The sequence below is a fragment of the Microvirga aerilata genome (genome assembly GCF_016743775.1).
Taxonomy (GTDB): domain Bacteria; phylum Pseudomonadota; class Alphaproteobacteria; order Rhizobiales; family Beijerinckiaceae; genus Microvirga; species Microvirga aerilata.
This window is the reverse complement of sequence record NZ_JAEQMY010000157.1, coordinates 1-7,220: the sequence shown is the minus strand read 5'-3', so window position 1 is coordinate 7,220 and position 7,220 is coordinate 1. Positions and strand designations below refer to the sequence as shown.

The 7,220-nt window shown below is 58.4% G+C and carries 5 protein-coding genes and 1 pseudogene; 3 read left to right on the top strand and 3 right to left on the bottom strand.

The window, feature by feature from the left end:
• Window positions 1-153 precede the first annotated feature (153 nt).
• Complete coding sequence (locus tag JKG68_RS35035; protein WP_376773240.1) at window positions 154-396, top strand: DUF6894 family protein; 243 nt, start codon at window positions 154-156, stop codon at window positions 394-396.
• A 1,185-nt stretch (window positions 397-1,581) separates the two neighbouring features.
• Here JKG68_RS35035 and JKG68_RS34020 read toward each other — a convergent pair.
• From JKG68_RS34020 to JKG68_RS35195, 3 genes and pseudogenes are all read right to left on the bottom strand, one after another.
• On the bottom strand, window positions 1,582-1,944 hold the full coding sequence (locus JKG68_RS34020) for a transposase (protein WP_246516081.1): 363 nt from the start codon (window positions 1,942-1,944) through the stop codon (window positions 1,582-1,584).
• Window positions 1,907-2,278 carry a hypothetical protein gene (locus JKG68_RS34015; RefSeq protein WP_246516079.1) on the bottom strand — a complete coding sequence of 124 codons (372 nt, stop codon included), beginning with the start codon at window positions 2,276-2,278 and terminating at the stop codon, window positions 1,907-1,909. The genes JKG68_RS34020 and JKG68_RS34015 overlap by 38 nt, the downstream gene beginning before the upstream one ends.
• A gap of 317 nt (window positions 2,279-2,595) precedes the next feature.
• Window positions 2,596-2,829, bottom strand: a pseudogene (locus tag JKG68_RS35195) (transposase); the annotation flags it as partial.
• 976 nt (window positions 2,830-3,805) lie between these two features.
• On the opposite strand from JKG68_RS35195, the gene JKG68_RS30215 reads away from it, so the two are divergent.
• Window positions 3,806-4,723 (top strand): Hint domain-containing protein, encoded by a 918-nt coding sequence (locus JKG68_RS30215; RefSeq protein WP_202065920.1) that lies wholly within the window; start codon window positions 3,806-3,808, stop codon window positions 4,721-4,723.
• A 353-nt stretch (window positions 4,724-5,076) separates the two neighbouring features.
• Window positions 5,077-6,879 carry a putative bifunctional diguanylate cyclase/phosphodiesterase gene (locus tag JKG68_RS30210; protein WP_202065917.1) on the top strand — a complete coding sequence of 601 codons (1,803 nt, stop codon included), beginning with the start codon at window positions 5,077-5,079 and terminating at the stop codon, window positions 6,877-6,879.
• Window positions 6,880-7,220 lie beyond the last annotated feature (341 nt).

Here is a 7,220-nt window from a genome sequence, read left to right as displayed (position 1 = left end):
ATCAGCCCTGGACCATCATGTCCATCGGCTTGCGTGAATGGGCGCATCAGTTCTGATCAGTGGGACTTGGTATAAGCCCCGCATTTGCACAACTCCTTCACAACGGACCTGAAGCAAGTTAATGACATCCAGCACCCGCCTTGGGTTGAAGGAATGCTGATGCGCTGCTATTTCCACCTCGTAAGTGACCATGACCAGATCTTGGATGATGAGGGTGTCGAAGTATCAGACCTCGAGAGCGCCAGGGCTCAGGCCCTGATGGCTGTGAGTGAGTTGCAGCACGAGTTGGGCGGGATCGTCGATGATTGGAGCGGATGGCATCTCCGCATCCTCTCCTCTGAGGGACGCCTCCTGTATTCTTTTCCCATCTTGAAGTCGCCACACTCATCAACTTGACGACAGGCCGCACCATCCTTCCTCGAAGATGCCAAGTACCCGACCCGCAGCGCCGAACTAACAGAATAGATGGAGACTACCGGCACTGCGAGTGGAGTCTCCAAGCCCCCCTGATATGAAGAACGCTTTCTCGTCGCAGCTTGCCAGATGCGAGCCCCACAATTGGTGGCTCTGTGCTGGGGTGAAGGAAGCTCGATATAATGTGAGAACAGGGGCGTGTCACCCCGATCCTATGGCCTTGCCCATTATGAACCCCCGCCACATTCGGCGCTTCACGATGCTATGAGCCCTCAGCCACAGGTTAGTCCTTAGCCTGTCGCGCTCCTTACGTAAGACCACACGACGACGGGTGGAGTGCAGGGACCATTATCCCTCAGTTCCAGGCTTTGTTTCGGCTACAGGCATAGCGCTGTCCATCGCGACCCAGCCAACATCGGGACGGGGCACGGGTACCAGATAGGCACGGCCGTCCTCGATTTGTGTGACCTGGCATGAGATCGCCCTTAAGTCCCCTGGGGGGCGGTAAACGACGATTGCACCAATCTCGAGCTTGTCTCCAGGGGAGAGGGTTACAGTTCCCCTTGAGGTATCCGCCTCAGCTTCAGGTGCGGTCGACGCGTTAGGCGCTTGCTTGCCGGCTCTGAAACGATCAAGAGCTGCAATCGCGACCCGAGCCCGATCTCGGTAACGCTCCCCCACGTTTCTCAAAAGACCGCCCGCAGAACGTCCGGGATACCATGACGTTCCCCCGACTTTTGCCAGATCCTGAGCCACGTGATCGATCTCTTCCTCGGTCATTCCTTGCCTCACTGCTGCTTAGCCTTCTATTACTCAACTGCTGTCCGGACACAAGAGTTGGACTCGACAGGACGAAGCGACAATTGCGCTCTTATCATGAAGTGTGGGTACGGCGGTGCGCCTGCCCACGCGATCTCGACCCAGAACATAGTTCAGGAGCCAACTATCCAGCTGATAAATGCTAGGGCCTAACCGTGCTTCAATCACATCCGTTTCGCTCAACGGCAAAGGGTACCATGGAGTGCGTCCATACATTGCAGCTCTGGCCCCGAACGCTACTGCACTTGAGTTGCTGCTGGACTGTTACCTCATTGACCGCTTCTACCAAACGATACTTGAGCACATGGAAGTGGTGGACTTGCTTCGAAAAAGATACTGCTGGCGAATTCATGATGTTGGGATGGGAGCCATCATGAGCTTGGTGAATGCGGATTGCCGGGTTCGTGCGAGCGGGGTGCCGGCGAACCAAGCCCCTAGCGGGATGAGGTTCATGGCCGCCGCCGTCAGCACGTGTTGCAGATGCGTCTTGGCCAGCCCGATGTAGCGGGCGCAGCGCAGGTGCAGAAATCGAACTCCTGCCGAGATTGTGCCTTCAACGGGCAGGGGCGGCAGTGGGTCGTGGAGAAGCGCACCTTGAAGGCCGTCCCTGCCAGTAATCCGGAAGCCAGCTCCTGCTCTCGTGCCCGGCCGGGCAGATCGCCACCTGCCGATCTCAATCGAGGAGGAAGTCTTGCAAGGTGAAGCCCTCATCGGATTGGGTCTGCCACTGATAATTCTCGGGAGCTGACCCCAGGAGCGCGACGCCATAGGTCTGGCGACTGGCGACGAGCTGATCGACCGCGACGTAACCAGCATCGACGAGGTGAGTGTCCGCCAGCAGGCCCTTGGCCTTGAGCCTGTCATGAATGCTGTCGAGGGCGTCGCGATCCACAACCGGCGCCAGTGTGGTCTCCACGTGCGTGATCAGGTGCGGACCGCCCTCGTCGCAAGCCTCGGTCAGATGAACCTTGTAGCCAATCCAAGCTGTCGTCCCCTTCTCGGCATGGTGGACCTCTGGATCGTAGGGTGATCCGGCCATCAGCAACGAGGGTGGAAATCCCTCCTGATTGGTCCGCAACTGCACCCGGGGAGTGGCTTCGGAGAATGCGCCGGCTCTAGGTTCTACGGTCTGAGCCTGGTCGGTGAGACAGAAATTCTGCACCCAAAACTGCCGCAGAAGCTCAACAGCCGGCATCTCGCACAACCATGCCGGGCGTCAGGGGCTGTAATCGCCGCGAGCACCTGATCACCATCGCGCCCGATCTGCTCGGCATGGGCGCGCCGCTTTGCCTCGCCCTGCGGCACGTCATAATCGCTCGCCAGCCTGCTATAGCGCTCCACCCAGGCCGGATCGGCATGCCTGCGCGAGTCGGACAGGTTCTCGGCGAACTGGAGCAGGGTCACCAGTGCCGACCGCCACGGGCATTCCGCCGGTTGTCCGCGATGGGCGAAGAGCGGCGCGAACTGGGCGTCGGTGAAGATCGTCCCGAGGCGGTTGCGCAGGCACAGATAGGGATTGCCATGCTGGAAGGCAGCTCGGGCGACGGTTGCGGTCGAAGTTGGAACCTCCCCACTCACGGTTGGGCGGAGCGATATGGAACCCTCCAGGTCTGGTCCTAAGCCCCTAAAGCCTGAACGCTGACCGCACCTCAAACGCTTCACCGAATGATGAATTCGCCTGCAGTATCCAAACTGAAGCAAGTCCATCGACAGGATGCCGCCCTCTATGAACCGGCTCCGCCGCGCCAGCCTGGGACAAAGGGTTGTCCCCGCACCAAAGGCGCTCGCTTGCCGAACCTGTCCGATGTGCTGGTGCGCACAAGCACCCGCTGGCGACGGGTTACGGTGCCGGGCTGGTATGGCAAAGGAGATCGCATGGTTGAGTTCTCCTCTGCAACCGCCGTGTGGCGTCATGGCGGGATGCCTGTTGTGCCCATCCGCTGGGTCGTGCTACGCGATCCTCTCGGGCCGGTTCTCGCCCCAGGCCCTGCTGTGCACCGATCCCGCGGGATCCCCTGCAGATCATACGTTGGTTCATCCTGCGCTGGCAGGTCGAGGCCACGTTCCAGGAGGCTCGTACGCATCTGGGGGTGGAGACCCAGCGGCAATGGTCGGATCATGCCGTGGCCCGCACCACACCCTGCTTGTTCGGCCTGTTCTCGGTTGTGACCCTGATGGCCGGCCAGCTCGGTCAGCGTGCCCGCACGGCTGTTTGGATCGACAGCTGGTACCGCAAGTCCCACCCGACCTTTGCGGATGGGCTGGCGGCTGTGCGGCGGCAGATCTGGCGCGAAACGGGTTTACTCACGTCCCGGCACCGGCACAAAACGCCAAAACCCTCGCGGGTCCTTCAGCGATGCTTGATTTACGCACTCTGTCACGCCGCCTGATTGGCCAAACTCGAGCTTATCCTTGAGCATATCACACTATCCATGAGGATAGACCAATAACCTACAGACATGGGCGATTATCCCTATGCGGTAGCCAAACCTCGCCGCCCCAATGGTATTAATTCTGCAACGCAGTAAAGCCGACACCGGCAAAACATTGTAAAGCATACTGAGGGGCGACCATGGCAGATATCAGGAACTTCAAGTTTACTTATGCGGTTTCGGCAAATGGAAACAGCGGTAACTACAACATCGAAGCTGAATCGAAGGGCGCTGCCACGGTAACAGACAGTGCAACTACTTCCGCTGACAAGCTTGGGCTGCTAGGCGACGTTAATCCTGACACGTTTGCATATGGTGGGGCGACATACACGTATGTCGGGAGTTATTCGGGCGGCTTTATCGCTTCGACGTCAGGCGCAAATGGCAAGCTGTCCCACCTTCTATTTACGGACACGGAAATCACTGCGAAAATTACATCGGTCACTCCTGGAACTGATACAACTGTCATCTGCTTCCTACCGGGCACGCAAATCGCGACGCGACAGGGTGAGGTGTCTGTCGAGACTTTGCAGCGCGGTGATTTGGTCCAGACGGCTGATGGACGCACTGTCCCCGTGCGCTGGGTTGGTCGCCAGACCATCTCCACCTTCTTCGCGGACCCGCTGCGCGTTCTGCCCATCTGTATCAAGGCCGACGCTCTGGCCGAGAACGTTCCCTCGCGCGATCTCTACGTCTCGCCCGATCATGCGATCTTGATCGATGACATCTTGGTTCACGCCAGCGCTCTGGTGAACGGCACCTCCATTGTGCGTGCCCCTGCCCCGGCTCAGACCTTCACCTACTACCACGTCGAGCTGGCCGATCACTCACTGCTTCTGGCCGACAACGTCCCGGCCGAAAGCTTTATCGACAACGTTGATAGACTGGCCTTCGACAACTGGAACGAGCACGAAGCACTCGGCGAGGAGGCAGCTCCCTTGGTCGAGATGACCTATCCGCGCGCCAAAGCGGCCCGTCAGGTTCCTGTTGCTGTGCGGGAGCGTCTGGCTGCCCGTGGCCAGGCCCTATTCGGCACCTTAACGACGAAGGCAGCGTAATCCGCCGACAGTTTGATTACACCCAAGGGAGTGGAGCGTCATTGCAGCTCCACTCCCTGAAGCCATTTTACCCATTTAGCTGACAGAGCTCCCGTTTCTAACCTGAAGCCATTTTTCAGCAAGCTTCCCTCACGAAAGGCCCAAGCTGATCCAGCTCACCTCTTTCCATGAATTCAGCAGCAGGGTTGAATGGGGTCGTTACCGTTCTCATCAGATCTCCAAAGATACTTAGTCCACCGCAAAGAACCGTTGGCCTTCTTTGACAAAGTAGTGGAATATCAAACAGTAAATCTGATTGTGGGACACTGGACCGGTTTGCACTGGTCACGATACGCCGGCAGCAGGGTATTGAGATGAGTGATACGATCAACGCCTCGCGGGAGCTAACTCCCCAGCAAAATTCGGTCGATCGTTTTGACCTGAGCATGGAAGAACTCACCACGCTGATCAACAACGTTCCAGGTCTCATTTACACAGCTGAGCCGACGGCATCTTGGGCGCCCAAGATGCTCAGTGATGGCACCAAAGAGTTGTCCGGCTATCATGCGACGGATTTCACCAGTGGACGCATCACCTGGTCTGACATCATTGTCCCAGACGATTTAAACAAGCTCCAGCAGGCTAAAGCTCAAGCACGCGAGAGCCGCCGTCCTTTCTCAGTCGAGTACCGGATCATGACACGGTCTGGCCAAGTCCGATGGGTGCTGGATCGGGGGCGGTTCACCTATGATCAGGCGGGCCGAACTGTGTCCCTGGGGGGGTTCATCAGCGATCTAACCGAGCAGAAGAAGGCGCAGGCGTGCACCAGCTGGGCGATTTCGCATGATCCTCTCACACTGCTTCCAACCAGAGGCCGTTTCCAGAAAGCCGTCAGCAACGCGCTTGATCAGTGTGATCCCGGCTCATACATTGGCGTGCTGTTCCTCGACATAGATCATCTCAAGCATGTCAATGACACGCTTGGACATGAGGCCGGCGACATCATCCTGCGGACCACAGCCCATCGGCTGCAATTGTTGGTTGGCTACACTGACACGGTGGCCCGTATTGGCGGCGATGAGTTCGCGCTCATTGTTCCTCACTTGATCGCGGCGCACGATCTGACAGCAATGGCCGAAACGGTTCTCGAACGGCTGGCTGAGCCTTTCTCCTATAAAGGGCATACTCTGGATTGCTGCGCCAGTATCGGGGCAAGTCTTGTGTCAGCGGATGCTGAGGATGCATCGGACCTGTTGAAGCAAGCAGGCATTGCGCTCGATGTTGCGAAAGCTCAAGGGCGCAGCGGGACGGTCGTATTCAAGCCTGCCATGCGGACTCAAGTGGAGCATCGCGCGAAGATGCTCAGCAATGCGCGTGGCGCAATCACTGGGCAACGTATCGAACCCTATTACCAGCCTAAGGTTTGGCTCGGCTCAGGGCGGCTGGCTGGCTTTGAGGCTCTGCTGCGCTGGCGCAACCCTCAGGGCCAAATGGAAGCCCCTGTAACGATCCAGGCTGCATTCGATGATAGGCGTCTGGCAACAGGCATGGGGCGTCAGGTGCTCGCGGCTGTCATCAACGACATGCGGGAGTGGTTGGAAGCTGGCCTTGAGTTTGGCCATGTGGCCGTCAACGCATCCTCAGCTGAGCTTCAGAGTAGTCACTTCGCCGAGCAAATACTGGAGAGCCTGCGATCTGTAGGTGTGCCGACGCGCTGTCTTGAGCTCGAGGTGACAGAAGCCGTCCCTCTCGGGCAGAATGCTGACGGCATCGCCCAAGCGCTGAGGACGCTGAGTTCTGAGGGCGTCAGGATTGCCCTCGATGATTTCGGCACCGGCTACGCTTCCCTACTGCACCTCAAGCAGCACCCCGTCGACGTTCTGAAGATCGAGCAATCGTTTGTTTGCAATCTCCCCAGCAGCTCCGAGGACGCAGCAATTCTGTCCGCTGTCCTAGATCTCGGAAGGAACCTCGGTCTAACAACTGTAGCGGAGGGGATCGAGACGGCGGAACAGGCCGAATACCTTAGGGCGGCGGGCTGTGATCAAGGCCAAGGGTACTTCCTCGGCAGGCCCGCGCCGCGGGGGGCTATGGCGGACCTGATCACGGCATGGCAGCCGTACCTGCCACGCTGTCTTGACCAAAGGTCGGCTCAGCATAACCAGTCCCGACGATGACCCCATGGCGTGCTGGATGCAAGTCAACGTGGGACTGAGCACGGCACTTTGGATGTAGAAAGCTCCACTCAAGGGGTTCGGCGCGCCACAAGCCTGCCGAGGTGCAGCTTTAGCCTTACTTGGTCGGTCGCCCACCAAGCAGAACCGGCTCCTTGTACCAAACGGCGCTGATCCTCATACATTGGCCCAATCGCGTAAGCCTTTGGACATGATAGGCGGCCAGTTGAAAGCCCCGAGTGAGGTAGCCTTCACGCTAGTCGGTATACTAAGGCGTGTGGACATTCATTTCAGGGCCATGAAGCTGGCAGCGAGATAGATCATGGCCTCAAAGCTCTGATCAG